This is a genomic window from Streptomyces sp. CA-294286 (assembly GCF_050947155.1).
In the GTDB taxonomy this organism is placed as follows: Bacteria; Actinomycetota; Actinomycetes; order Streptomycetales; family Streptomycetaceae; genus Streptomyces.
On sequence record NZ_CP192005.1, the window covers coordinates 1479075 to 1503866 of the forward strand.

23 protein-coding genes are annotated in these 24792 nt (G+C 70.4%); 4 read left to right on the forward strand and 19 right to left on the reverse strand.

The window, feature by feature from the left end; all coding sequences use genetic code 11:
* Positions 1–18: 18 nt before the first annotated feature.
* The 3 genes from ACQPZG_RS11080 to ACQPZG_RS11090 all read right to left on the reverse strand — a co-directional run bounded on the left by ACQPZG_RS11080 (position 19) and on the right by ACQPZG_RS11090 (position 4288).
* Positions 19–2703 (reverse strand): ATP-binding protein, encoded by a 2685-nt coding sequence (locus ACQPZG_RS11080; protein WP_433545636.1) that lies wholly within the window; start codon positions 2701–2703, stop codon positions 19–21.
* Between the two features lie 261 nt (positions 2704–2964).
* The gene (locus ACQPZG_RS11085; RefSeq protein ID WP_433545637.1) at positions 2965–3288 is read right to left on the reverse strand and encodes an STAS domain-containing protein; all 324 of its coding nucleotides are present in this window, start codon (positions 3286–3288) and stop codon (positions 2965–2967) included.
* A 151-nt stretch (positions 3289–3439) separates the two neighbouring features.
* Entirely contained in the window at positions 3440–4288 is an 849-nt protein-coding gene (locus ACQPZG_RS11090) for a 3-hydroxyacyl-CoA dehydrogenase family protein (RefSeq protein ID WP_433545638.1), read from the reverse strand.
* Between the two features lie 379 nt (positions 4289–4667).
* Here ACQPZG_RS11090 and ACQPZG_RS11095 point away from each other — a divergent pair, with 379 nt between their 5' ends.
* On the forward strand, positions 4668–5240 hold the full coding sequence (locus ACQPZG_RS11095; protein WP_433545639.1) for a cob(I)yrinic acid a,c-diamide adenosyltransferase: 573 nt from the start codon (positions 4668–4670) through the stop codon (positions 5238–5240).
* Between the two features lie 307 nt (positions 5241–5547).
* Here the strand turns inward: ACQPZG_RS11095 and ACQPZG_RS11100 are convergent, their stop codons facing one another.
* On the reverse strand, positions 5548–6168 hold the full coding sequence (locus ACQPZG_RS11100; protein WP_433545640.1) for a hypothetical protein: 621 nt from the start codon (positions 6166–6168) through the stop codon (positions 5548–5550).
* Between the two features lie 154 nt (positions 6169–6322).
* On the opposite strand from ACQPZG_RS11100, the gene ACQPZG_RS11105 reads away from it, so the two are divergent.
* From ACQPZG_RS11105 to ACQPZG_RS11115, 3 genes are all read left to right on the forward strand, one after another.
* Positions 6323–7540: a sensor histidine kinase gene (locus ACQPZG_RS11105; protein WP_433545641.1), complete on the forward strand. Its 1218-nt coding sequence runs from the start codon at positions 6323–6325 to the stop codon at positions 7538–7540.
* A complete protein-coding gene (locus ACQPZG_RS11110; RefSeq protein WP_433545642.1) occupies positions 7537–8205 on the forward strand; it encodes a response regulator in 669 nt (222 codons plus the stop codon). Before ACQPZG_RS11105 ends, ACQPZG_RS11110 begins: the two co-directional genes overlap by 4 nt.
* A 310-nt stretch (positions 8206–8515) precedes the next feature.
* Positions 8516–10282 carry a glycosyl hydrolase family 18 protein gene (locus ACQPZG_RS11115; RefSeq protein WP_433549359.1) on the forward strand — a complete coding sequence of 589 codons (1767 nt, stop codon included), beginning with the start codon at positions 8516–8518 and terminating at the stop codon, positions 10280–10282.
* Positions 10283–10753: 471 nt separating this feature from the next.
* Here ACQPZG_RS11115 and ACQPZG_RS11120 read toward each other — a convergent pair whose 3' ends face one another.
* The 15 genes from ACQPZG_RS11120 to prmC all read right to left on the reverse strand — a co-directional run bounded on the left by ACQPZG_RS11120 (position 10754) and on the right by prmC (position 24776).
* Positions 10754–11200: a DUF2550 domain-containing protein gene (locus ACQPZG_RS11120; protein WP_433545643.1), complete on the reverse strand. Its 447-nt coding sequence runs from the start codon at positions 11198–11200 to the stop codon at positions 10754–10756.
* Between the two features lie 153 nt (positions 11201–11353).
* Positions 11354–11728 (reverse strand): F0F1 ATP synthase subunit epsilon, encoded by a 375-nt coding sequence (locus ACQPZG_RS11125; RefSeq protein ID WP_433545644.1) that lies wholly within the window; start codon positions 11726–11728, stop codon positions 11354–11356.
* Between the two features lie 127 nt (positions 11729–11855).
* A complete protein-coding gene (gene atpD, locus ACQPZG_RS11130) occupies positions 11856–13298 on the reverse strand; it encodes a F0F1 ATP synthase subunit beta (RefSeq protein ID WP_185033042.1) in 1443 nt (480 codons plus the stop codon).
* A complete protein-coding gene (locus ACQPZG_RS11135) occupies positions 13298–14215 on the reverse strand; it encodes a F0F1 ATP synthase subunit gamma (RefSeq protein WP_433545645.1) in 918 nt (305 codons plus the stop codon). Before ACQPZG_RS11135 ends, atpD begins: the two co-directional genes overlap by 1 nt.
* A gap of 20 nt (positions 14216–14235) precedes the next feature.
* Positions 14236–15831, reverse strand: a complete 1596-nt coding sequence (gene atpA / locus ACQPZG_RS11140; protein ID WP_433545646.1) for a F0F1 ATP synthase subunit alpha — start codon at positions 15829–15831, stop codon at positions 14236–14238.
* 139 nt (positions 15832–15970) lie between these two features.
* Complete coding sequence (locus tag ACQPZG_RS11145) at positions 15971–16786, reverse strand: F0F1 ATP synthase subunit delta (protein ID WP_433545647.1); 816 nt, start codon at positions 16784–16786, stop codon at positions 15971–15973.
* Positions 16783–17319, reverse strand: a complete 537-nt coding sequence (locus tag ACQPZG_RS11150) for a F0F1 ATP synthase subunit B (protein ID WP_185033037.1) — start codon at positions 17317–17319, stop codon at positions 16783–16785. Before ACQPZG_RS11150 ends, ACQPZG_RS11145 begins: the two co-directional genes overlap by 4 nt.
* A gap of 27 nt (positions 17320–17346) precedes the next feature.
* Positions 17347–17580 (reverse strand): ATP synthase F0 subunit C, encoded by a 234-nt coding sequence (atpE, locus tag ACQPZG_RS11155; RefSeq protein ID WP_185033035.1) that lies wholly within the window; start codon positions 17578–17580, stop codon positions 17347–17349.
* Positions 17581–17666: 86 nt separating this feature from the next.
* Positions 17667–18497 carry a F0F1 ATP synthase subunit A gene (atpB, locus tag ACQPZG_RS11160; RefSeq protein WP_433545648.1) on the reverse strand — a complete coding sequence of 277 codons (831 nt, stop codon included), beginning with the start codon at positions 18495–18497 and terminating at the stop codon, positions 17667–17669.
* Between the two features lie 199 nt (positions 18498–18696).
* Positions 18697–19137 (reverse strand): hypothetical protein, encoded by a 441-nt coding sequence (locus tag ACQPZG_RS11165; RefSeq protein ID WP_433545649.1) that lies wholly within the window; start codon positions 19135–19137, stop codon positions 18697–18699.
* 278 nt (positions 19138–19415) lie between these two features.
* Positions 19416–20849 (reverse strand): MraY family glycosyltransferase, encoded by a 1434-nt coding sequence (locus ACQPZG_RS11170; RefSeq protein WP_433545650.1) that lies wholly within the window; start codon positions 20847–20849, stop codon positions 19416–19418.
* A gap of 93 nt (positions 20850–20942) precedes the next feature.
* On the reverse strand, positions 20943–22214 hold the full coding sequence (gene glyA, locus ACQPZG_RS11175) for a serine hydroxymethyltransferase (protein WP_433545651.1): 1272 nt from the start codon (positions 22212–22214) through the stop codon (positions 20943–20945).
* 341 nt (positions 22215–22555) lie between these two features.
* Positions 22556–23203: a protein-tyrosine-phosphatase gene (locus ACQPZG_RS11180; RefSeq protein WP_433545652.1), complete on the reverse strand. Its 648-nt coding sequence runs from the start codon at positions 23201–23203 to the stop codon at positions 22556–22558.
* Positions 23200–23847 carry an L-threonylcarbamoyladenylate synthase gene (locus tag ACQPZG_RS11185; protein WP_433545653.1) on the reverse strand — a complete coding sequence of 216 codons (648 nt, stop codon included), beginning with the start codon at positions 23845–23847 and terminating at the stop codon, positions 23200–23202. Before ACQPZG_RS11185 ends, ACQPZG_RS11180 begins: the two co-directional genes overlap by 4 nt.
* An 83-nt stretch (positions 23848–23930) precedes the next feature.
* Positions 23931–24776: a peptide chain release factor N(5)-glutamine methyltransferase gene (prmC, locus tag ACQPZG_RS11190; RefSeq protein WP_185033022.1), complete on the reverse strand. Its 846-nt coding sequence runs from the start codon at positions 24774–24776 to the stop codon at positions 23931–23933.
* Positions 24777–24792 lie beyond the last annotated feature (16 nt).

A 24792-nucleotide genomic window follows, 5' to 3' on the forward strand; every position in this document is an offset into this window, starting at 1 on the left:
ACGCGGCGGGCAGGAGACCTAGGCGGGCTCGGTGTCCGTCGGCGCGGTCGCGCTCACGGTGATTCCCGGCGAGGACGGCGGTGGCTGCTCGTCCGCCGGCGGGGGCTTCTCCGGCGAGGTCGGCGGAGGTTTGTCGTCGGTCGGCGGGGGCTTGTCCGGCGAGGTCGGCGGGTCCGGCCTGGGCGGCGACGGGTCGGGGTCCGGGGACGTCGGCGGCTTCGTCGGCGGGTCGGTGGGCGGCTGCGGAGTGGGGTCGGGCGGCGTCGTGGGCGGCTCGGTCGTCGGCGGCTCGCTGCCCGGCGGCGGCGTACCCCCCGGTGGCGTGCTCCCCGGGTCGGTCGGCGTGGTGGTCGCTCCGCCGCCGCCCGGCTCACCGGACCCGGTGGCGTTCGGATCCGGGGTGCCGGTGTTCTTGCCGCGGCTGGTGGAGGCGGCGTCCGGCAGGCCCGGCAGGCCGGGATCACCGGCGCCGCTGTCCGTGGCTCCGCCGCCGCCCGAGCGGCTGCCCTCGGAACCCTCCGCCGTGTCGGCGTTCAGACCGCCCTTGCCGGAATCCAGGTTGGCGGACTGCTCCGGGGCGACCTTGCCGCCCTCGCCGCCCAGCCCGTTGCCGGTCGCGCCGAGGGTGACCACGGTGCCCAGTACGGCCACCAGCAGGGCGCCCGCCCCGGCGGCGACCACGTTGCGCCGGGCGCCGTGGAGCATGGCACGCCGCGACGGGGGCCGCCCCCCGCTCGCCGGCACCGTCCTGGTCACCAACTGCTCGCGGACGTCCGGGAATTCGTTCAGCACCGCCGGAGTGGACACCCCGGCGGGGGGCGAGGCCGACTCCTCGTACCGTGCGGCCGGTATCTCCTCGCCGGCCGACGCACGCTCGGTGAACGGGTCGTACGGCGTGTCGAAGGGCGAGCGCGCCGGGGAGACCGCGGTCGCACCGGCGACCGCGAGACCCCCGCCGGACACCAGCACGGGCCCCGGAGCGTCCCCGCTGCGGTCCGTGACCAGGGCGAGCGCACGCCGGGCGGCGACGGCGCCCCGCTTGTCGGCGAGCGCACCCCGCAGCCCGATCGACGTCTCCAACTCGGCGCGCGCACGGTCGAGCCGGTCGCCGCAGAGCGCCAGAACGCCCAGCTCGTGGTGGAAGTAGGCTTCCTCGGCGACCTCTCCGGCGAGCCGGGACGCCTCCGCGCCCGTGCGCAGCGCCCGCTCCCAGGCCCCCCACTGCATGCCCGCCGCGAAGGCGGGGGCGGCGGTACGGGCGAGCAGCACGGCGGCGCCCGGGTGCCGGTCCTCGGTCCCCGGTACGAGGGCCGAGAGCGCGGCGAGCACGGCGTCCGCCTCGGCGGAGATCCGCTCCGAGCCGACCGAGGGGTGTCCGGCCCACCAGGTGTAGTGCTGGGCCGCGTTGAGCGCGTGCTCCTCCGCGTCCTCGGCGTATCCGGCGTCCTCCAGCTGTACGGCGACCCCGGGGGCGAGCCGGTGGCGCGCACCGGCCGCGGAGAGCAACCCGCAGGCGAGGAGTTCACCGAGCGCGGCGTCCGCGTGGGTGTCGCCGACCAGGGCGGGCAGATGGGCCTGGTGCGGCACCTCGCCGCCGAGCGCCAGCGCGATCCGCAGGGTGTCCTGGGCGGACCCGCTCAGCCGGGCGGCGAGCGGCGCGACCGGGGCCATGCCCTCCGCGAGGGTGGGCAGCGGTACGTCCTGCCCGTCCTCGGCGTGCGAGGCGGCGTCCTGCGGCGCCTCGGCGAAGCACGCGAAGTCGTCGAAGGCGCCCGGGTCGGCACGCAGCGCGTCGCGCTGCCGCAGCAGCGCGCCGGCCTGCACGAACCGCAGCGGCAGACCCTCCGACTCGAACCAGAGGTCCCCCGCCCAGTTCGCCTCCTCCTCGCTGAGCGGGCGGTCCACCGCGCGCTCCAGGAGTTCCAGCGACGCTTCTCGGCCGAGCCCGCCGATGAGCACTTCCTCCATCAGCCCGGCCGGTGACGCGGCGGCGACCTCGGAGGTGGTGGAGACGAGGAACGCGCACTCGGGCGTCGCGTCGAGCAGTTCCTCCAGTGCCGTCCCGCCGAACTCCAGGTCGTCGACGACGACGACCGCGCCGATCTCGTGGACGCAGCGCAGGAGTTGTTCGCGGTCGGGGCGGTGCAGCGGCGCCCGGTAGACCGCCGTGAACAAGTCGTGCAGCAGTTCCGTCGTGGTGCGGCGGTGGCCGGAGAGCCGTACGACACCGTCCGGCGCGAGGTCCGCGCAGTCCGCGACGACGGCGTCGAGCAGTGCGCTGCGCCCCGAGCCCTCGGCTCCCACCAGCCGTACGGAACGGCCGCGCGAGAGCAGGTCCGCCAGTCGCCGGCGTTCCTCCTGACGCTCCAGGAGCGGCAGTTCAGGCCCGGCCGGGCCCGGTGGCAGCGGCGGCTTCGCGGCGCGGGCGCGTTCCGCGCGGTCGGCGGCCGGGTGCCGTACGGGCGCCGCGGGGCGCTCGCCGGGCGGGCAGGTCTCGATTTCGCTGCCGTCCACCGGGTTGATGGTCAGCAGGAAGTCGCCGGACGTGAACTGGACGGTGCGTGCCGGTGCGGGCGCTGCGCCCGGACCGAGGTCGCGGGTCGTCTGGTCGCGCTCGCGCGCGCCGTCCCGACTGCTCTGCTCGTTGTGGTTGCCGTTGTCGTCCTGGCCGTACTCAACAGGTCCCCGGTGTATCGGGTCCATGGTCAAAGCCCCCCAGATGCGTTGCGTGCTGACTGCCCCTCCCGGCCTTTCGCACGCTCGCTGTCGCTTCTGGTCCGGTGCCCGCCGACGTGGGTGCATCCATTGCGTGGGCTCGTCAAGCGGCAGGCGACCGAACCCTAGACCTTCGCACATTATCTCTGAGGTCCGGGGGCTTGGGCGCCCCGGGAAGTCACAGTCGTGTGAGGATTGCGCGCCCGCGGCGTATCCGCGTCGCGCCCTTTCCGGGGGCGTCCGGGGCGGTCAGACCCGCGGCAGCGCGTCCACCGCGAGTCCGCCCTCGATCGACAGGATCCGGTGCAGTCTGGTCGCCACCAGCAGCCGCTGCATCTGCGGCGGTACGCCGCGCAGCACGAGCCGTCGCCCGCACCGGCCGGCCCGCCGGTGCGCGCCCATGATGACGCCGAGTCCGGTGGCGTCCCACGAGTCCAGCTCGGTCAGGTCGAGCACCAGGTCGCCGATGCCGTCGTCGACCGCCGAGTGCAGGACCGTACGGGCGTCCGCCGCGCTGCGCACGTCGAGGCGGCCCCCGACGACCAGCTCGACATGATCGCCCCTGATGTGCATGTGCGCTCCCCACGAGTGCGTGCTGACGGCTTCTCTTTCGCGTTCTCTCAACTGACTGCCGAACAGGCCGAGAAGTTGCCGCCTGTCAGTAAATCGGCACGTAATTCACCCCATGGGGTGACGGCGGTTCGGACATTCCCGCAGCGCTCGATCAGTGCTTGTAGAAACCCTGGCCGCTCTTGCGCCCGATGTCCCCCGCGTCGACCATGCGGCGCATCAGCTCCGGCGGCGCGAACTTCTCGTCCTGGGACTCGGTGTAGATGTTGCTCGTGGCGTGCAGCAGGATGTCGACGCCGGTCAGGTCCGCGGTGGCGAGCGGACCCATGGCGTGACCGAAGCCGAGCTTGCACGCGATGTCGATGTCCTCGGCGCTGGCGACGCCCGACTCGTACAGCTTCGCGGCCTCGACGACGAGCGCCGAGATGAGACGCGTCGTCACGAAGCCGGCGACGTCCCGGTTGACGACGATGCAGGTCTTGCCGACGGACTCGGCGAACTCACGTGCGACGGCGAGGGTTTCGTCGCTGGTCTTGTAGCCGCGCACGAGCTCGCAGAGCTGCATCATCGGCACCGGCGAGAAGAAGTGCGCCCCCACGACCCGCTCCGGCCGCTCGGTCACGGCCGCGATCTTCGTGATCGGGATCGCGGAGGTGTTGGACGCCAGCACGGTGTCCTCCCGCACGATTTTGTCCAGGTTGCGGAAGATCTCGTGCTTGACCTCAAGCTTCTCGAAGACGGCCTCGACGACGATGTCCGCATCGGCGACGGCGTCCAGTTCGGTCGAGGTCGTGATCCGCGCGAGCGCCGCCTCCGCGTCCTCGGCCGACAGCTTCCCCTTGCTCACGAACTTGTCGTACGAAGCCTTGATGCCGTCGGTGCCGCGCGTGAGAGCCGCGTCCGTCACATCGCGCAGGACCACGTCCCAGCCTGCCTGCGCCGAGACCTGGGCGATGCCCGATCCCATGAGACCGGCACCGATGACGGCAAGCTTCCTGGCCACTGCACACTCTCCCTGATCACTGCGCGCTACCGCGTATTCGTTGTCCTGTGGCGGAGGCTATCGCCGGATGGGGTCGCTGTGGCGGCGAAGAGATGCGCGTCACGTCTCAAATGACGGACGTCACACCGGTACGGCCCCGGACCCGACCGGAGTGCGAGTCACCTCGTGCCCTGCGGGGCCCAGTTGAGCAGCGGTCGGCTCCACAGCGCCTCCGCGCGGTTCGCGCGGTCCCTTCGCCCTTGCTCCCGCGCCCCGGCCCGGTGCGGTGCGGTGCGGTGCGGTCCGGTGCGGTGCGATGCGGTCGATGAGGCCCGCTGCGCCTGCCGACCCGGCCGAAGGTGCTCTCCCGGCGGCCCGGCGCCTGGTTACGCTCGTCCCCATGGTCAATCTGACGCGCATCTACACCCGTACCGGCGACAAGGGCACCACGGCGCTGGGCGACATGAGCCGCACCGCCAAGACCGATCTGCGGATCGCGGCGTACGCGGACGCCAATGAGGCGAACGCGGTGATCGGCACCGCGATCGCGCTCGGCGACCTCGACGAGGACGTGGTCAAGGTCCTCACCCGTATCCAGAACGACCTCTTCGACGTGGGTGCGGACCTGTCCACCCCGGTCGTCCAGGACCCGGCGTACCCGCCGCTGCGGGTGGAGCAGTCGTACATCGACAAGCTCGAAGCGGACTGCGACGCCTACCTGGAGGGACTGGAGAAGCTCCGCTCCTTCATCCTGCCGGCGGGAACTGCGGGCGCCGCCCTCCTGCACCAGGCCTGCACGGTCGTCCGCCGGGCGGAACGCTCCACCTGGGCGGCGTTCGAGGCCCACGGCGACACCATGAACCCGCTCACCGCCACCTACCTCAACCGTCTCTCCGACCTGCTGTTCATCCTGGCCCGAACGGCGAACAAGTCGGTGGGCGACGTCCTCTGGGTCCCCGGCGGCGAAAGGTAACCCCACCGCAGTACGCCCTGTACGCCCTTCTCTGGCGGCGGGGCCCCAGCGCCCTTCCCTCCTCGGCAGCTCCCCGGGGCGGCGGGGCCGTGCACCCCTCCTCCCCGCAGCGCCCCCGGGCGGCGGGGCCGCCCCCGGGGGCGCGGGGGTGCCTCCCTGCACGAGCGAAGCCGAGTGCTCGGGGAGGGCGGGCAGGGGCGCTGCCCCCACCGGGCGGCGCCGCCCCCGCCCCACGTCCCGCCACCCCGACGAACGCCCGCCCCACGCCCCGTCACCCCGACGTACGCCCGCCCCACCCACCCTGCCCTCACCGCTTCGTCAACGACTCCCCCCACCGCTCCCCCGAACCCGCCCGCGGACCGCCGCCCGCACCCGGACGGGCCTCCGTCCCCTCCTCGACCCCCCGCTTCGGAAACACCGTGTAGCTCCCCGCGATCACCACGTTGATCACCGCCACCACCCCCACCTTGACCTGCCACGACCGCAAGGACGTCGCGTCCCCGCCGTCCCCCACGAACCACACCGCCCCCTGCAGCAGCCCCGCCGCGATCCCGCACGCGAGGATCCACCGCGCCGCCGTCCTCCACTCGTGCACCGCCCGCGCCATCCCGTACTTCGGCGGCCGCACCGGCGCCGGCCCGCCCGCGTACCGGTGCGCGAAGCGCACGTCCATGTACGTGATCACCCGGTGCCCCATCGCGACCGTGAACCCGATGTAGACCGCCGCGAGCCCGTGCTTCCAGTCCGGTGCGGCCCCGTTCCGCAGGTCGATCACGGTGACCACCAGCAGCACCACCTCCAGCAGCGGCTCGCAGAGCAGCACGGCCGCTCCCGTGCGCGGCATCCTGGCCAGGTACCGCAGCGACAGGCCGCCCAGCAGCAGGATCCAGAACGCGACCTCACAAGCGATGATCAACGCGACGATCACGACGCGGCTCCTTCCGTAAGCACTCCTCATCCTCGCCCGCGCCCGTCCCGGGGCCATCGTCACCAGGGGCGAACCCGCACTGCATCCTTCGATGTAGTGCGGATTCCGCCCGCACGCGGAGGACGCGCGCGCCGAGCCCGTGTTGGATGGGGTCGTGCCCCGCTTCCGCCACCCGGTCCTCCAGCCGCACCGGGACGACGTGCTCCTCGCGGTGTCCAGCCTGCTCGCCGGACTGCTGCTGTGGTCCCTGGGCCTGCACACGCAGGGCAGCCGGCTGCTCCTGCCCGGTTGGGCGACCCTGGTGCCCCTGTGCACGGTCTCCGCCCTGGAACTGGTCCGCCGCAGCGCCCCTCAGTTCGCCCTCGCCGGCGGCGTTCTCGCCGTCATCGGCGACCAGTTCACCCAGGGCAGCCTCGCCACGGTCGTCATCTTCGCGGACCTGGTGTACGCGGCCGTCGTCTACGGCACCCCCCGGGCCGCCCGCCGCATCCCGATCACCACCGGTCTTGTCACCCTGGCGCTCACCGTCGGTTTCCTGGCCTGGTTCCGCAAACCGGAGGCCTTGCTGATCGGTATGGTCGCCGGCCTGATCAGCTTCGCGCCCGCTCTCACCGGTTCCATCCTGCGCAACCACCGGGAGGCGGCCGTCGCCGCCCGGCTGCGCGCCGAACAGACGGCACTGCTCGCCGAGATGGACCGCGCCCAGGCCGTGACGGCCGAACGTGCGCGAATGGCGCGGGAGTTGCACGACATGGTGGCCAACCACCTCTCCGCCATCGCCATCCACTCAACGGCCGCGCTGTCGCTCGACACCCCCGACGCGTCCACCCGGGCGCTGTCCGTCATCCGCGAGAACAGCGTGCAGGGCCTGGCCGAAATGCGCCGTCTGATCGGGCTGCTTCGGAAGAGCGAGGGCAGCGGGGAGCCCACCGCCGCCCCCTCCCTGGACGGCCTCGACGCCCTGCTGGAGACGTCCCGCGCGTCCGGCACCGACTCCGGGCTCACTTTCACGCTCGCCGACGACCGCCCCGCGGGCCTGCGGCTTCCGGCGCCGGTGGAGCTGGCGGCGTACCGGATCGTCCAGGAGTCCCTGACGAATGCGCTCAAGCACGCCTCCCCGGGGCCCGTCGCCGTCCGCCTCTCGTATGCGGACAGCACCCTGCACGTGACCGTGACCAGCACGTTCGGCGGCGGGCGTGCGGGGCCGCGGGCACCCGGTTCCGGGGCGGGACTGGTGGGCATGCGCGAGCGCGTGAGCCTGCTGGACGGCGAGCTGGAGGCAGGCCCGGTCACCCTCGACGACGGCACCAAGACCTGGCAGGTGCGGGCCCTGCTGCCCGCCGAGAACGAGAACGAGGAGCTTCCCACGTGAGCACGGACCCCGCAGGGGCCATCCGGGTACTGATCGCCGAGGACCAGTCGGCGGTACGGGCCGGGCTGGTCCTGATCCTGGACAGCGCCCCCGACATCACGGTCGTCGGCGAGGCGGCGGACGGCGAGGCGGCGGTGCGTCTCGCCCGCGAACTGCGGCCGGACCTCGTGCTGATGGACATACAGATGCCGCGGCTCGACGGAGTGGCGGCCACCGCGCAGGTGGTCGCCGAGCAGCTCGCCGACGTCCTGGTCCTGACCACCTTCGACCTCGACGAGTACGTGTTCGGGGCACTGCGCGCGGGCGCCTCGGGCTTCCTCCTGAAGAACACCGAGGCCAAGGACCTCCTGGAGGCGGTACGGACGGTGGCGCGCGGCGAGGGCCTGATCTCCCCGGCCGTGACCCGGCGGCTGATCGCCGAGTTCGCGGCACCGGCGGCCGCCCGGCGCGAGGGCGCCGCCGCTCTCTCGGTGCTGGATCCGCTCACCCGGCGGGAGCGCGAGGTCCTCTCCAGGCTGGGCGAAGGGCTCTCGAACGCGGAAATCGCGGTGCGGCTCGGCATGGCGGAGGCCACCGTCAAGACGCATGTCAGCCGTCTTCTGGGCAAGCTCGGTCTGCGAAGCCGGGTGCAAGCGGCCGTACTCGCGCAGGAGTTGGGTGTCTGAGCAAAAGGGGCCGAGGTTCGGCGGCGGGGCGGGAAGGGGGCCCGTACACACACCTCGCAACTTTGGTCCAGACCTCTTGACGATTGGTCCAGACCTTGGCACGCTCGCCGCACTGCAGTGGTGAGCACGCCATGACAACCCCACCTCCCCGTAGTACGGCGTGCTCACCTGGCGGCGCAGGTCCCACCACCGTCATGTCGGACCTCTCTCACGGGAGCACCCCTTGAGCACAACCACCACCCCCCAACGATCCCGCCGCAGAACACGTTTCGCGGCGACCCTGACCGCACTCGTCGTCCCGCTCGCCGCGATGGTCGGCCTGGCCTCCCCCGCCCAGGCAGCCCCCGCGGCGACCGCGACGTACACCAAGAAGTCGGACTGGGGCTCGGGCTTCGAAGGCTCGTGGACCGTCAAGAACACCGGCACCACCACCCTGACCTCGTGGACCGTGGAGTGGGACTTCCCCACCGGCACCAAGGCCGGTTCGGCCTGGGACGCCGCACTCACCTCCAACGGCAACCACTACACCGCCAAGAACCTCTCCTGGAACGGCACCCTGGCCCCCGGCGCCTCCGCCACCTTCGGCTTCAACGGCACCGGCTCCGGCAACCCCACGGGCTGCAAGCTCAACGGCGGCTCCTGCGACGGTGACACCCAGCCGGGCGACGCCGCACCCAGCGCCCCGGGCACCCCCGTGGCGAGCAACGTCACGGACACCTCGGCCAAGCTGACCTGGACCGCCGCCACCGACGACAAGGGCGTCAAGAACTACGACGTCCTGCGCGACGGAGCCAAGGTCGCCACCGTCACCGGCCTCACGTACACCGACAACGGCCTGACCAAGGGCACCAGTTACTCCTACGCGATACAGGCCCGCGACACCGCCGACCAGGTGGGCCCGGCCAGCGGCTCCGTCGCGGTCAAGACCACCGGCGGCGGCACCGACCCGGGCCCCGGGCCCGGTGACCAGGTGAAGCTCGGCTACTTCACCAACTGGGGTGTCTACGGACGCAACTACCACGTCAAGAACCTGGTGACGTCCGGCTCCGCGGCGAAGATCACGCACATCAACTACGCCTTCGGCAACGTCCAGGGCGGCAAGTGCACCATCGGTGACGCCTTCGCCGACTACGACAAGGCGTACACCGCCGACCAGGCCGTGGACGGCGTGGCCGACACCTGGGACCAGCCCCTGCGCGGCAACTTCAACCAGCTGCGCAAGCTCAAGGCCAAGTACCCGCACATCAAGGTGATCTGGTCGTTCGGCGGCTGGACCTGGTCCGGCGGCTTCGGTGACGCGTCCAAGAACCCGGCCGCCTTCGCGGACTCCTGCTACAAGCTCGTCGAGGACCCGCGCTGGGCCGACGTCTTCGACGGCATCGACATCGACTGGGAGTACCCGAACGCCTGCGGTCTGACCTGCGACACCAGCGGCCCGGCCGCCCTCGGCAACCTGGCCTCCGCGCTGCGCACCAAGTTCGGCGCGAACAACCTGGTCACCGCGGCCATCACCGCCGACGCCTCCGACGGCGGCAAGATCGACTCCGCCGACTACGCCACCGCGGCCAAGTCCTTCGACTGGTACAACGTGATGACGTACGACTTCTTCGGCGCCTGGGCGGCGAAGGGCCCGACGGCCCCGCACTCCCCGCTCACCTCCTACCCGGGCATCCCGCAGGCCGGCTTCAACTCCGCCGACGCCATCGCCAAGCTGAAGGCGAAGGGCGTCCCGGCCAAGAAGCTCCTGCTCGGCATCGGCTTCTACGGCCGCGGCTGGACCGGCGTCACCCAGAAGGAGCCGGGCGGCACCGCCACCGGCCCGGCAGGCGGCACGTACGAGCAGGGCATCGAGGACTACAAGGTCCTCAAGGCCAAGTGCCCGGCCAACGGAACCGTCGCCGGCACCGCCTACGCGCACTGCGGCACGGACTGGTGGAGCTACGACACCCCGGCCACCATCAACTCCAAGATGGCCTGGTCCAAGGCACAGGGCCTGGGCGGCGCCTTCTTCTGGGAGTTCAGCGGTGACACCGCCAACGGCGAGCTGGTCACGGCGATCGACTCCGGCCTGAAGTAGCACCCGCCGACAGCACGCGCCCGCTCCGCGGGCCGTGCGAGGCACCACCGGCCCCCACGGGAAAAGGCCGGGAGACGGGTCCGCCCCCGTCTCCCGGCCTCTTGTGCGTCCGGCAATCTGTGCGGCCGACCTCGAACGCGTCCCGCAACCTGCACGGGGGCCCTCATGTGCGGCCGGCAACCTGTGCGGTCGGCTTCTTGCACCTCCGGCAGCCAGCACGGCTGACCCCTTGTGCGTCCGGCAACCCATGCCGCCGGCCTCTCGTACACCCGGCGGTGCGGCCCGCCACCTGTGCGGCCGGCCTCCTGCACCACCGGCAACCTGCACGGCTGACCCCTTGTGCGTCCGGCAACCCATGCCGCCGGCCTCTCGTACACCCGGCCGTGGGGCCCGCCACCTGTCCGGCCGATCTCCCGCACCTCCGGCAGCCCGCGCTGCCGGTGCCCGTGCGTCCGGCTCCGGCGGCAACCGCTACGCGACGTTCACCCGTTGTCCCGGCGGCGCCGCCTCCAGCCACGCGAGGAATCCGGTCAGCGCGTCCTCGCTCATCGCCAGCTCCAGCCGGGTACCGCGGTGGACACAGCCCAGGATGTGCGCGTCGGACAGCAGCGCCAGCTCCTCCTCGCCCTCCGGCGAACGGCGCGTGACCACCTCGATGGCCGAGCGCTCCAGAACGCGGCGCGGCTTGGGCGCGTACGAGAAGACCCTGAACCAGGCGACCCGGTCGCCGCCGTACCTGGCCACCCCGTACACCCAGCCCTTGCCGGAGGTGTCCAGCTCCTCCGTGACGCCCCAGCGCAGGGAGCAGTCGAAGGTGCCGCCGGAACGCTGGATCAGCCTCCGGCGCAGCCCGAAGACGAACAGTCCCACGAGCACCAGCAGGACTACCGAGCCGCACACAAGCAGAGCGAGGATCATCTCCTACGACCTCCTCGCCTCATCCAGTACCACCAGGACAACAGAAACCGCGAAACAACAGAAAAGCATCCGCATCGCCTCAGCCGCGACCCGTCCTGGAAGTATCCAGTACGAGCCGCGGCTGAGGGTGGTTCACGTGGCGTGAGGCGGGACTCAGTGTCCGGCCACCGCGCGCAGCCGGACGGCGGCGCGGCGCTCGGCGGCCGCGTCGGCCTCCGACTGCGCACGCTCCAGCGCCCGCTCCGCACGGGCCTGGTCGATCTCGTCGGCCAGCTCGGCGATCTCCGCGAGCAGAGACAGCTTGTTGTCGGCGAACGAGATGAAACCGCCGTGCACGGCGGCGACGACGGTGCCGCCGTCACTCGTACGGATGTTCACGGGGCCCGATTCCAGCACACCCAGAAGCGGCTGGTGACCGGGCATGACGCCGATGTCGCCGGACGTGGTGCGCGCGACGACCAGGGTGGCCTCGCCGGACCAGACGTTACGGTCCGCAGCGACCAGCTCGACGTGCAGCTCAGCAGCCAAGGGTGGCTCCTCGGGTCACCACCCGGCACTGCTGCCGGGTGTCAGGTCAAAGTCTAGGGGGTGTACGGGAGAGGGGCGGGCCTGCCCGCCCCTCTCACACGTACGGCACTGCAGGGGATGCCTGGCGTCAGCTGACGCCGAGCTCCTTGGCGTTGGCCTTGAGGTCCTCAATGCCACCGCACAGGAAGAACGCCTGCTCGGGGAAGTGGTCGTAGTCCCCGTCGCAGATCGCGTTGAACGCACGGATCGACTCTTCGAGCGGTACGTCCGAACCGTCCACGCCGGTGAACTGCTTGGCGACGTGGGTGTTCTGCGACAGGAAGCGCTCGACGCGACGGGCGCGGTGGACGACGAGCTTGTCCTCTTCGCCCAGCTCGTCGATACCGAGGATCGCGATGATGTCCTGGAGGTCCTTGTACTTCTGCAGGATCCCCTTGACACGCATCGCCGTCGCGTAGTGGTCCGCCGCGATGTAACGGGGGTCCAGGATGCGCGACGTGGAGTCGAGCGGGTCCACCGCCGGGTAGATGCCCTTCTCCGAGATCGGACGCGACAGCACGGTCGTCGCGTCCAGGTGGGCGAAGGTGGTGGCCGGCGCCGGGTCGGTCAGGTCGTCCGCGGGGACGTAGATCGCCTGCATCGAGGTGATCGAGTGACCACGGGTCGACGTGATGCGCTCCTGGAGGAGGCCCATCTCGTCGGCCAGGTTCGGCTGGTAACCCACCGCGGACGGCATGCGGCCGAGGAGCGTGGAGACCTCGGAACCCGCCTGCGTGTAGCGGAAGATGTTGTCGATGAAGAAGAGCACGTCCTGCTTCTGCACATCGCGGAAGTACTCCGCCATGGTCAGACCCGAGAGCGCGACGCGAAGACGCGTGCCCGGCGGCTCGTCCATCTGACCGAAGACGAGCGCCGTCTTGTCGATGACGCCGGACTCGGCCATTTCCTCGATGAGGTCGTTGCCCTCACGGGTGCGCTCACCGACACCGGCGAACACCGACACACCGTCGTGGTTGTTGGCCACGCGGTAGATCATTTCCTGGATCAGCACGGTCTTGCCGACACCGGCACCACCGAACAGACCGATCTTTCCACCCTTGACGTACGGGGTGAGAAGGTCGATGACCTTGACGCCGGTCTCGAACATCTCGGTCTTCGACTCAAGCTGGTCGAACGACGGGGCCTTGCGGTGGATGGGCCACCGCTCGGTCACCTCGGCGTTGGCCTCCGGCTTGTTCAGGATCTCGCCGAGGGTGTTGAACACCTTGCCCTTGGTGATCTCGCCGACGGGGACGGTGATGCCCTCGCCGGTGTCGGTCACCGGGGCCTGGCGGACCAGACCGTCGGTGGGCTGCATCGAGATCGCGCGGACCAGGCCGTCACCCAGGTGCAGGGCGACTTCCAGGGTCAGCGTCTTGAGCTGGCCGTCCTCGGCCGGGTCTGCGACCTGGACCTTGAGGGCGTTGTAGATCTCCGGCATGGCGTCGACGGGGAACTCCACGTCGACGACAGGGCCGATGACACGGGCAACACGGCCCGTGGCGGCGGCCGTCTCCACAGTGGTCGTCATTACTTGTCACTCCCCGCGTTCGCGTCGGCGAGGGCGCTGGAGCCACCGACGATCTCGCTGATTTCCTGGGTGATTTCGGCCTGGCGGGCCGCGTTGGCAAGCCGGGAGAGGTTCTTGATCAGATCCCCGGCGTTGTCGGTCGCCGACTTCATCGCACGACGACGGGCGGCGTGCTCGGAAGCGGCGGCCTGAAGCAGTGCGTTGTAGATACGGCTCTCGACGTATCGCGGCAGCAGGGCGTCGAGGACGTCCTCCGCCGAGGGCTCGAATTCGAAGAGCGGAAGGATTTCGGCCTTCTTGCCCTCCTCCTTCTCCACCTTGTCGAGGCTGAGCGGCAGCATCCGGTTCTCGACCGGGTTCTGCGTCATCATCGACACGAATTCCGTGAAGACGATGTGCAGCTCGTCGACACCGCCCTCGGCCGTCTCCGTGGTGACGGCCTCGATGAGGGGCGCTGCGACGCGCTTGGCGTCCGCGTAGGTGGGGCTGTCGGTGAAGCCGGTCCACGAGTCCGTGATCTTGCGCTCACGGAACCCGTAGTAGGCGACGCCCTTGCGGCCGACGATGTAGGTGTCGACCTCCTTGCCCTCGCCGCGAAGCCGCTCGGTGAGCTTCTCCGCCGCCTTGAGGACGTTGGAGGAGTAGCCGCCGGCCAGACCGCGGTCGCTCGTGACGAGCAGGATCGCGGCCCGGGTCGGGTTCTCCGCCTCGGTCGTCAGCGGGTGGTCGGCGTCGGATCCGGTCGCCACCGCCGACACCGCGCGGTTCAGCTCGTTGGCGTACGGCATGGAAGCCGTGACCTTGCGCTGGGCCTTGACGATACGGGCGGCGGCGATCATCTCCATCGCCTTGGTGATCTTCTTGGTCGCGGTGACGGCGCGGATGCGACGCTTGTAGACCCGGAGCTGCGCTCCCATGAGTCAGGTCCCTTCCGTCGTCACTTGGAGACGTTGACGGCCGGTGCGTCCTCGCCCAGGGACTGGCCGTCCGAGGTCTCGAACCGCCCCTTGAACGTGGTGATCGCGTCGGCGATGGACTGGAGCGTGTCGTCGTTCATCTTGGCGCCCTCGGCGATCGAGGTGAGGAGGTCCTTGCGCTCGCGGCGCATGTAGTCCAGCAGCTCGTTCTCGAAGCGGCGGATGTCCTCGACCGGAACCTCGTCCATCTTGCCGGTGGTGCCGGCCCAGACGGAGACGACCTGCTCCTCGACCGGCATCGGCTGGTACTGGCCCTGCTTCAGCAGCTCGACGAGGCGCTTGCCGCGCTCCAGCGCCGCCTTGGAGGCCGCGTCCAGGTCGGAACCGAAGGCGGCGAACGCCTCCAGCTCGCGGTACTGGGCGAGGTCCAGACGCAGTCGGCCGGACACCTGGCGCATGGCCTTGTGCTGGGCCGAACCACCGACGCGGGAGACCGAGATACCCACGTTCAGCGCCGGGCGCTGGCCCGCGTTGAACAGGTCGGACTCCAGGAAGCACTGGCCGTCGGTGATGGAGATGACGTTGGTCGGAATGAACGCCGACACGTCGTTCGCCTTGGTCTCGACGATCGGCAGACCGGTCATCGAACCGGCGCCCATGTCGTCCGACAGCTTCGCGCAGCGCTCAAGGAGACGCGAGTGCAGGTAGAAGACGTCGCCCGGGTATGCCTCGCGGCCCGGCGGGCGGCGCAGCAGCAGCGACACGGCGCGGTAGGCGTCGGCCTGCTTCGACAGGTCGTCGAAGATGATCAGGACGTGCTTGCCGGCGTACATCCAGTGCTGGCCGATGGCCGAACCGGTGTACGGGGCCAGGTACTTGAAGCCGGCCGGGTCGGACGCCGGGGCGGCGACGATCGTCGTGTACTCGAGCGCGCCGGCCTCCTGGAGCGCACCACGCACGGAGGCGATGGTGGAGCCCTTCTGACCGATGGCGACGTAGATGCAGCGCACCTGCTTGTTCACGTCGCCCGAGCGCCAGTTGTCACGCTGGTTGATGATCGTGTCGACGGCCAGCGCGGTCTTGCCGGTCTGACGGTCGCCGATGACCAGCTGACGCTGACCACGGCCGATCGGCACCATCGAGTCGATGGCCTTGTAGCCGGTCTGCATGGGCTCGTGCACGGACTTGCGGACCATGACGCCCGGAGCCTGGAGCTCCAGGGCGCGGCGGCCTTCGGTCTCGATCTCGCCGAGGCCGTCGATCGGGTTGCCGAGCGGGTCGACGACGCGGCCGAGGTAACCCTCGCCGACGCCGACGGAGAGCACCTCACCGGTGCGCTGCACCGGCTGGCCCTCTTCGATTCCGCTGAACTCGCCGAGGACGACCGCACCGATCTCGCGCTCTTCGAGGTTGAGGGCGAGACCGAGGGTTCCGTCCTCGAACTTCAGCAGTTCGTTCGCCATGGCCGAGGGAAGACCCTCGATCTTCGCGATGCCGTCGCCGGCAACGCTGACAGTTCCGACCTCCTCGCGCGAGGCCGCGTCCGGCTGGTACGACTGGACGAAGTTCTCCAGTGCGTCCCGGATCTCCTCCGGCCGGATCGTGAGCTCCGCCATCTGGGTTCCCTGCTCTCCTTGTTGGGCCCGAAGTTTTCTAGGGGTCTGGGGTCGGCCCCCAGGAATCCTCTGCGGCCCAACCGGGCCGCTGGCAATGCGTATTGCTGGCAATGCTTGGTGCTGCGCTGCGTGACTGACGTCAGCCCGCCATACGCCGGGAGACCTCGTCGAGGCGCTCCGCGACCGTCCCGTTGATCAGCTCGTCGCCGACGCGGACCTGGATGCCGCCGAGGACCGTGGGGTCCACGTCGATGTTCAGGTGCATCTCACGACCGTAGATCTTCGCGAGGGCCGCGCCGAGGCGCTGCTTCTGCTGATCGGTGAGGGGCACCGCGGTGGTGACCTCCGCGACCCTCCGGTCACGGCGTTCCGCGGCGAGCTTGGACAGGGATTCGAGTCCCGATTCCAGGCTACGTCCACGGGGCTGCGTCACCAGACGGACGACCAGTCGCTCGGTGACCTGCTCGGCCCGACCCCCGAGCAGGCTGCGGAGCAGCGAGCTCTTGGCGGCGGTGGTGGCCGCCTTGTCGGTGAGCGCGGACCGGAGCGCGGCGTTCGCCGCGACGATCCGGCCGAAGCGGAACAGTTCGTCCTCGACGGTGTCGAGCCTGCCGGCCTGCTGGGCGGCGGTGAGGTCGGCGGTGTTCGCCAGCTCCTCCACCGTGTCCACCAGGTCGCGGGACTGCGACCAGCGGGACCGGACCATGCCCTTGACCAGGTCGACGGCGGAGCCGTCCACCTGACCCGCGAGCAGTCGTCCGACCAGCTCGGCCTTGGCCTCGCCGGGCTGCGACGGGTCGGTGAGGACCCGGCGCAGCGAGACCTCGCGGTGCAGCAGCGCGGTGACGGCGGACAGGTCGCCGGCCAGCTTCGTCGCGTCGACGGACGGGGTGTCCGTCAGCGCGTCGAGGCTGTTCCGGGCGGTGCCCAGTGCGTCGCGGCTCGCGCCGTTCATCGGGCGGCCTCGGCCTTCTCCTCAAGCTCGCTGAGGAAACGGTCGATGGTACGGCTCTGTCGGGCGTGGTCCTCAAGGGACTCACCGACGAGCTTGCCCGCCAGGTCGGTGGCGAGCTTGCCCACGTCCTGTCGCAGCGTCAGTGCAGCCTGCTTGCGGTCGGCCTCGATCTGGGCGTGCCCGGCAGCGATGATCTCCTCACGCTGCCGCTGGCCCTCTGCGCGCAGGTCTTCCTTGAGCGCAGTGCCCTGCTCCAGAGCTTCCTGGCGCAGTCGTGCGGCCTCGTGGCGGGCCTCGGCGAGCTGAGCCTTGTACTGCTCCAGGACGCTTTCGGCTTCGATCCGGGCCTCGTCGGCCTTCTCGATGCCGCCTTCGATGGCCTCGCGCCGCTCTTCCAGAACCTTGTTGATGGCCGGGAGGAGCTTCTTGGAGAAGACGAAGAAGACGATGCCGAACGCGATCAGACCGATGAGAATCTCGGGCCAGACCGGCAACAGCGGCGACTGCGGCTCCTCAGCTGCAAGATGCAACATGATGGACCTTTCGTCTTAAAGAAACTGTCAGGCCTTCGGGAAGATGAAGGGGGCGACGAAGCCGATCAGCGCCAGGGCCTCGATGACCGCGAAGCCGAGAAGCATGTTCTGGCGGATGAGGCCGGAAGCCTCGGGCTGACGGGCGATGGCCTGCACACCGTTACCGAAGATGATGCCGATGCCGACGCCGGGGCCGATCGCGGCCAGGCCGTAGCCGATGGTGCCGATGTTGCCCGTGACAGCAGCGAGAGTCTCAGACATTGCTCTGTGGTTCCTTCTCTTGAATGGCCGGTGGAGTTGTGTCCGCCGGACGTCTGTGGGGTGACCGGGGGTGGTCCGGGTGTCTCTCAGTGCGCTTCTTCGAGCGCCTGGGACAGGTACGTGGCGGTCAGCACGGTGAAGACGTATGCCTGCAGCGCCTGGATGAACAGCTCGAAGACCGTGAGGACGATCGTCACCGCGAAGGACGCGGTGGCGTAGACCGTGCCGAGAACGGTACCGAGCATGTACCAGGTGGCGATCGTGAAGACCAGGATCAGGATGTGCCCCGCGAACATGTTCGCGAAGAGTCGGACCGCCAGCGTAAACGGCCGCACGAAGACGCTCGAAATGAACTCGAGCGGCGTCAGGATGATGTAGATCGGCTTCGGCAGGCCGCTCGGTACGCACAGGTTGCGGATGCCACCGACGAAACCGTGGTTCCGGAAGGTCACCGTCATGTAGATGACCCACACGAGGAGTGCCAGCCCGACCGGGTAGCCGATGAGCGCGCTGACCGGGAACTGCGCCAGCGGAATCAGCGCCCAGAGGTTCATCATCCAGATGAAGAAGAACAGCGACACCAGCAGCGGGACGAAGGGCTCGCCCTTCTTGCCGATGACCTCTTTGGCGATGCCTCGGTGCACGAAGTCGTACAGGGCCTCGGCGACCATCTGGAGCTTGCCGGGCACTACCTGGGGCTTGGAGAAGCCGGCCCAGAAAAAGGCAAGGATGGCGAACGTACCGATGATCGCCAACAGCATCGGCTTGTTGAACTCGACAGGCCCGATGGTGAAGATCGGGTCGAAGATGAATGACCACGCACTCGGGGCGGGGAAACCGCAGCCCTGGAAGAGATGGCAGTCAACCTCGAAGGCGAGCGTCTGGGCGTCAGCAGTCACCAGGAGCTCCTTCTGCATGGCGCATGGATACGGCAACCTCGTTGAGTCTGAGCGGCAGGGCAGCCGCAGTACGGCACCGGTCTGGTCTTACAGGGTGGTGGCGGCGGACAGGCGCAGAGCCTCGCGAAGGACAGGCGTCAGCTCTGGTGCCCGCGCCCGCAGTGCCGCAGTTTGGATCGGACCATAGCAGTCCGTCGAACGTGAACTTATACCGGCCCTACTTGTCATGGGACGTCCCTGCCCCGGAGGCGGTGACGTCTTCCTGGGAGGGGTCGACATAGAGCGTCTTCGACTTCACGTGCGACCAGGTCTGCGCGACGATCCACATGATCGTGGCAGCCACGAGGCTGATCGCGAAGGCCTGGAGATGGAAGAGCGTGGTGTTCCTGAACGCCATGATGAACAACAGCAGGAGCACGAGCTGGACGGAGTAGACCACCAGCCCCATCCCCGAGAAGAGCTGCGGCATGGCCTTGGCCACGTACTGCAGCGCGACCTGGCCCAGCCCCATGAAGAGGATCACCACCAGCACCCCGACAGCCGCGCCGACAGCCCCCTTGCCGCCGACGGCCACGCCGCCGACCACAGCGGCGACTACGCCGAGGGCAGCGGTGGGGACGGCGGTCTGGAGGAGACTCCGGACGTCGTGGGACGGCATGGCGGCAGCTCCGCTTTGCTTGGTGGGGCAGTGGGTGTCGTCATGGACGAGCGTAAGCCCGGATCGAGAAGGGCTCTCGGGCCGCCGGACCGGCGTATCGCGGTCCTGCGGCTCTGTCGCCGGGTCTCGTGAACGGTATCACAAACTATTTGATGCAGTCTTTACCCTAAAAGTGTGGCTGGTGTCACACATGAGAGTGACCCCGCCCGTGTGTGCAGTGCGCGTCGACGGTTTGTCTGATATTGAGCCGCGTTGGGGTAATCGTCAACGCGGGTACCTCAGTGGTAACGCGAACGGGATCCCAGGGCGGTGGCGCCGTTGACGCCCGCCGCCACCCGTGCGCGGTCCGCTTCGCCGGTCCCGTCCCCGGTGCCCTCCGGCTCCCGGCCCGCCGTCCCGGCCGTCGCCACGGGCTCCGTCCCGGCTCCCGTCCCTGCCGTCTCCGTCCTTGCCGTCTCCTGAGCCGTTGCTCCGGTCGTCGCTCCGCTCGACTCGGACGGTTCCGGAGCGGCCGGCGCCGCAGCCCGCGTCCGTCGGCGCCGGTAGCGGGGCGGCACGAAAGCCTCCATCCAGCGCGGGGCGCGCGGCGTGAAGCGAGGAAGCAGCAGCAGCACCAGCCCCAGGGCGCTCAGCACGACGATGAGCAGCACGATCCACATGCTCTCCCGCGACACCGAGTAGGCGACCATCCCGAACGCGATCAGCGCCGACCAGAAGTACATGATCAGCACCGCCCTGCTGTGCGAGTGCCCGATCTCCAGGAGCCGGTGGTGCAGGTGACCCCGGTCGGCCGCGAACGGCGACTTGCCCTGCCAGGTCCTCCGTACGATCGCCAGCACCAGGTCCGCGAACGGGATCGCGATGATCGTCAGCGGCAGCAGCAGCGGAATGAAGACCGGCAGCATCGCGTGGGTGGCGTTGCGCTCGCCGCCGGCGAAGAGGCGCAGGGCGTCCCCGTCGACCTGGCCGGTGATGGAGATGGCGCCGGCCGCGAGGACCAGCCCGATGAGCATGGAACCGGAGTCGCCCATGAAGATCCTGGCCGGGTGCATGTTGTGCGGCAGGAAGCCCAGGCACATGCCGACCAGGATCGCGGCGAAGAGGGTGGCGGGGGCGGCCGACTCGATGCCGTACCGGAACCAGATGCGGTAGGCGTACAGGAAGAACGCGCAGGTCGCGATGAGCACCATGCCGGCCGCGAGGCCGTCGAGGCCGTCGACGAAGTTGACCGCGTTGATGGTGATGACGACCAGGGCGACCGCGAGGAGGTTGCCCTGCCAGGGGGTCAGCGAGACGCCGCCGACGCCCGGGACGGGCAGGTAGAGGACCGTGAGGCCCTGCATGACCATGACGCCCGCCGCGATGAACTGGCCGCCCAGCTTGATCAGGGCGTCGATCTCGAACTTGTCGTCCAGGACGCCGATCAGCCAGATCACGGCGGCCCCGGAGAGCAGGGCACGCGGTTCGTTCGACAGCTCGAAGACGCCGTTGAGGCTCTCCAGGTGGTCCGCCACCAGCAGCCCGGCGCACAGACCGCCGAACATGGCGATGCCGCCGAGCCGAGGCGTCGGCTCCCGGTGGACGTCACGGGCGCGGATCTCCGGCATCGCCCCGGCCGCGATGGCGAACTTCCGCACCGGGCCCGTCAGCAGATACGTCACCGCGGCCGTGACGCAGAGCGTCAACAGGTATTCACGCACGGGCTGCCCCACAGTTGTCTCTGGCCATCTCAGCCCCACACCCTAGCTTCGCGGCCACGGGGTTGAGGACACTCGGGTCCCTGTGGATGGTTCCGCACGGCCCGTTCATCCCCGGTAAGGGGGAAACCTCCGCGCCAGCTCCCGTACCTCGCTCGGCGCGGTCCGCTCACCGCGCAGGGCCAGCGCGAACAGGGCGACGATACGCGCCATTTCGGCTTCGCCCATGCCCTGCGTGGTCACCGCCGCCGTGCCGAGCCGCAGGCCACGGCCCTCTCCGTACGGAAGCGCGCACGTATCCAGCACCACACCCGCCGCCGCCAGCAGCGCCCTCGCCTCGCGTCCGTCCATGCCCAGCGGAGCCGGATCGACGGTGATCAGGTGGGTGTCCGTACCGCCGGTCGTGACGGCGAAGCCCTCGCCCGCCAGTCCTTCGGCGAGCACCCGCGCGTTGGAGACCACCTGATGGGCGTACGTCGCGAAGGCCGGTCCGGCCGCCTCGCCGAACGCCACCGCCTTGGCCGCGATCGTGTGCATCTGCGCGCCGCCCTGCGTGAACGGGAAGACCGCCCGGTCGATCCGCTCCGCCAGCTCCTCGCCGCACAGCAGCATCCCGCCGCGCGGCCCGCGCAGCACCTTGTGCGTGGTCGCGCAGACGACGTCTGCGTACGGCACGGGACTGGGCGCGGCCCCTCCGGCCACGAGTCCGATCGGATGCGCGGCGTCCGCCACCAGGTAGGCCCCGACGTCGTCGGCGATGGCCCGGAAGGCCGCGTAGTCGGGATGGCGGGGGTACGAGATGGAGCCCACGACGATCGCCCGGGGCCTGCGGGTGCGCGCGAGGGCGGACACCTGCTCGTAGTCGATCAGACCGCTCTCCGCGTCGACCCCGTACCCCACCACGTCGAACCAGCGCCCGGAGAAGTTGACCGGCGACCCGTGCGTGAGGTGGCCGCCCGACGGCAGACCCATGGCCAGCAGGGTGTCCCCGGGCTTGAGCAGCGCGGCGTACGCGGCGAGCACGGCCGCCGACCCCGAATGCGGCTGCACATTGGCGTGCGCGGCGCCGAACAGGCCCTTCGCCCGGTCGATCGCGATCCGTTCGGCGGCGTCCACCACCTCGCACCCGCCGTGGTGCCTGGCCCCCGGGTACCCCTCCGCGTACTTGTTCGCCAACGGCGACCCCAGGGCGGCGAGCACGGCGGGCGAGGTGAAGTTCTCGGCGGCGATCAGCTGGAGCCCCTGCGCCTCCCGGCGCACCTCGGCGCGTACGACGTCGGCGATCTCTGGGTCCTGGCGGGCGAGTGCCTCGAAGTCCGCCCCGGGCGTCACGGGGGCGGCGGGTGCGGATACGGATGCGGGTGCAGCGATGGCGGGCATCTCGGGCTCCGGGGCCTGGGAGGAGGGGGACTTCAGTGCCGTGTCCCCCAATGTAGGCCCGCCATGCCCGCCCCGCCCGGTCTGCGCCGCCCTACGGGGCCCCTCGCCCTCGCGCCCCTGGGCCCCGGGCGGCCTCCCGGGCCTCGCGCCGCTGCGCCGGACTCCGTCCGCCAGGGACCCCCGCCCCCCACGGCTCAGTGCCTGGCCGGAGCCCCCGTCAACGCCGTGACGACCGGGCCCCTCCCCCACGCACCCCTCGCGCCGCTCGGCCCCAAGGGGCCTCCCGGGCTTCGAGCCGCTGCGCCGGACTCCGTCCGCCGGGGACCCCCGCCCCCCACGGCTCAGTGCCTGGCCGGAGCCCCCGTCAACGCCGTGACGACCGGGTCCAGCGCCGCGTTGATTTCCTCGCCGACCGACCGGAAGAACGTGATCGGAGCCCCGTACGGGTCGTAGACCTCGTCCGCCTCCTCCGTGGGTGCCAGCAGCCAGCCCCGCAGGGCGGCGGCGGCCCGCACCAGGGCACGGGCGCGCTCGACGACGCCGTCCTCCAGGGGGTCCGGGAGGGTGAGCGGGTCTATGGCCCTGACGAGGCGGTTGAACTCCTTCAGGGTGAAGGTGCGCAGGCCCGCGCTGTGGCCCATCGAGATGACCTGGGCGCGGTGGTCGCGGGTCGCGGTGAGGACGAGGTCGGCGCGGATCACGTGCTCGTCGAGGAGTTCGCGCCCGGTGAAGCCCGCCGCGTCGGCGCCGAAGTCGGCGAGGACGGCGGCGGCGTTGGCCTCCATGGGGGCGCCCTCGTGGCCCCAGGTGCCGGCGCTCTCCACGATCAGGCCGCCGTAGGAGGGGTCGCCGAGGCGTTCCGCCAGGGCATGGCGGGTCAGCCGCTCGGTGATGGGCGAGCGGCAGACGTTGCCGGTGCTGACGTGGAGGATACGGAAGGTGGTCCCCGATATGCCTTCTGCTGTGCCACGCCCGTCAAGGGCGGTCAACTCGCCACCTCAAGATCGGGTACGACCTTGCGCAGCTCCTCCGCGCTCAGCACGCCGGCCCGCAGCAGGACCGGTGTCCTGCCGGTGACGTCGACGATGGAGGACGGGAGGTTGCCCGGCGTGGGGCCGCCGTCCAGGTAGACGGAGACGGAGTCGCCCAGCATCGCCAGGGCCGCGTCGCAGTCCTCGGGGGCCGGGTGGCCGGTGAGGTTGCCGGAGGAGACGGCCATCGGGCCGACCTCGGTGAGCAGTTCGATGGCGACCGGGTGCAGCGGCATGCGGACGGCGACGGTGCCGCGGGTGTCGCCGAGGTCCCACTGGAGGGACGGCTGGTGACGGGCGACGAGGGTCAGCCCGCCCGGCCAGAACGCGTCGACCAGTTCCCACGCCTGCTCGGAGAAGTCCGTGACCAGGCCGTGCAGGGTGTTCGGGGAGCCGATGAGCACGGGGCTGGGCATGTTCCGGCCGCGGCCCTTGGCTTCGAGGAGGTCGCCGACCGCCTCGCTGCTGAACGCGTCCGCGCCGATCCCGTAGACGGTGTCGGTGGGCAGGACGACCAGCTCGCCCCGGCGGACGGCCGAGGCGGCCTCGCGCAGACCGGTCTTGCGGTCGGTCGCGTCGTTGCAGTCGTATCGCCGTGCCATTTAACGGTCCCCCTCGGGCAGGAACATCGGGTTGTACGAGAGATACGGGTGGTACGGGCCGTACCCGGGATGCGGTGGGCCGGTCACGGCATCGCCTTGCGTGCGGTGGCGAATCGCGGCCTGTTGTTGAGGTCGGGGTGGTCGGCGGCATCCGCCCAGCCCCGCTCCTCGGTGAAGATCCACGGGACCTGGCCGCCCTGGGTGTCGGCGTGCTCGATGACGACGACGCCCCCGGGCCGCAGCAGACGGTGCGCGGTGCGTTCGATGCCGCGGATCAGGTCGAGGCCGTCCTCGCCGGAGAACAGCGCCATCTCGGGGTCGTGGTCGCGGGCCTCCGGCGCCACGTACTCCCACTCGGTGAGCGGGATGTACGGCGGGTTGGAGATCACCAGGTCGACCTGGCCGTCCAGCTCGGGGAGCGCGGTCAGGGCGTCCCCGTGGTGCAGGACGACCCGGGAGCCGTCGACGTTCTTGCGGGTCCACTTGAGGGCGCCCTCGTCCAGCTCCACGGCGTGCACGCGCGAGCGCGGCACCTCCTGGGCCAGGGCGAGCGCGATGGCGCCGGAGCCCGTGCACAGGTCGACGATCAGCGGTTCGACGACGTCCATGGCGCGTACGGCGTCTATGGCCCAGCTGACGACCGACTCGGTCTCCGGCCGGGGCACGAAGACGCCGGCCCCCACCTGGAGCTCCAGGTAGCGGAAGAAGGCGCGGCCGGTGATGTGCTGGAGGGGTTCGCGGGCCTCCCGGCGGGCGATGGCCTCCCAGTAGCGGGCGTCGAAGTCGCTGTCGGGGACCCGGTGCAGCTCTCCCCGCTTGACACCGTGGACGAACGAGGCGAGCTCCTCCGCGTCGAAGCGCGGTGAGGGCACGCCGGCGTCGGCCAGCCGCTGGGTGGCCTGCGCCACCTCGGCGAGCAGCAGATTCATCCGGATCCTCCGGCTT

Excerpts from the sequence above, each read along its gene's own strand:
- ACQPZG_RS11185 (WP_433545653.1), bottom strand. The coding sequence starts at position 23,847 with ATGGCACGGCGATACGACTGCAACGACGCGACCGACCGCAAGACCGGT.
- ACQPZG_RS11165 (WP_433545649.1), bottom strand. The coding sequence starts at position 19,137 with ATGCCGTCCCACGACGTCCGGAGTCTCCTCCAGACCGCCGTCCCCACC.
- glyA (WP_433545651.1), bottom strand. The coding sequence starts at position 22,214 with ATGCCCGCCATCGCTGCACCCGCATCCGTATCCGCACCCGCCGCCCCC.
- ACQPZG_RS11135 (WP_433545645.1), bottom strand. The coding sequence starts at position 14,215 with ATGGGAGCGCAGCTCCGGGTCTACAAGCGTCGCATCCGCGCCGTCACC.
- ACQPZG_RS11150 (WP_185033037.1), bottom strand. The coding sequence starts at position 17,319 with ATGTTGCATCTTGCAGCTGAGGAGCCGCAGTCGCCGCTGTTGCCGGTC.
- ACQPZG_RS11145 (WP_433545647.1), bottom strand. The coding sequence starts at position 16,786 with ATGAACGGCGCGAGCCGCGACGCACTGGGCACCGCCCGGAACAGCCTC.
- atpD (WP_185033042.1), bottom strand. The coding sequence starts at position 13,298 with ATGACGACCACTGTGGAGACGGCCGCCGCCACGGGCCGTGTTGCCCGT.
- atpB (WP_433545648.1), bottom strand. The coding sequence starts at position 18,497 with ATGCAGAAGGAGCTCCTGGTGACTGCTGACGCCCAGACGCTCGCCTTC.
- ACQPZG_RS11085 (WP_433545637.1), bottom strand. The coding sequence starts at position 3,288 with ATGCACATCAGGGGCGATCATGTCGAGCTGGTCGTCGGGGGCCGCCTC.
- prmC (WP_185033022.1), bottom strand. The coding sequence starts at position 24,776 with ATGAATCTGCTGCTCGCCGAGGTGGCGCAGGCCACCCAGCGGCTGGCC.
- atpE (WP_185033035.1), bottom strand. The coding sequence starts at position 17,580 with ATGTCTGAGACTCTCGCTGCTGTCACGGGCAACATCGGCACCATCGGC.
- ACQPZG_RS11095 (WP_433545639.1), top strand. The coding sequence starts at position 4,668 with ATGGTCAATCTGACGCGCATCTACACCCGTACCGGCGACAAGGGCACC.
- ACQPZG_RS11080 (WP_433545636.1), bottom strand. The coding sequence starts at position 2,703 with ATGGACCCGATACACCGGGGACCTGTTGAGTACGGCCAGGACGACAAC.
- ACQPZG_RS11120 (WP_433545643.1), bottom strand. The coding sequence starts at position 11,200 with ATGATCCTCGCTCTGCTTGTGTGCGGCTCGGTAGTCCTGCTGGTGCTC.
- atpA (WP_433545646.1), bottom strand. The coding sequence starts at position 15,831 with ATGGCGGAGCTCACGATCCGGCCGGAGGAGATCCGGGACGCACTGGAG.
- ACQPZG_RS11115 (WP_433549359.1), top strand. The coding sequence starts at position 8,516 with ATGGTCGGCCTGGCCTCCCCCGCCCAGGCAGCCCCCGCGGCGACCGCG.